The 228-nt window shown below is 67.1% G+C and carries 1 protein-coding gene; it reads right to left on the bottom strand.

Annotation, left to right across the window (positions count from 1 at the left end):
• On the bottom strand, nucleotides 1-228 hold a 228-nt coding region (locus tag BMI79_RS23950; RefSeq protein ID WP_158069143.1), incomplete at both ends, for a hypothetical protein.

Here is a 228-nt window from a genome sequence, read left to right on the forward strand (position 1 = left end):
CGGCTTCGGCGCCCGTCCCGCTGAGGGTCGGACGGTTGTCGTCGGTAGTGCCACCGGCAACCACGTTCCCCTTGTTCTGGCCCACCTGATCGTCCACGCCGGTGATCGCCACCAGGCTGGCATCCGGAGCCGTAAAGTCCAGCGTCAGGGTAAAGGTGTTCGACGGCTCGCTGACGTTGCCCGCCTGGTCCACCGCCGTCACCGTAAAGCGGTGCTCGCCTTCCGCCA

It is taken from the genome of Serratia oryzae (assembly GCF_001976145.1).
Classification (GTDB): domain Bacteria; phylum Pseudomonadota; class Gammaproteobacteria; order Enterobacterales; family Enterobacteriaceae; genus Chania; species Chania oryzae.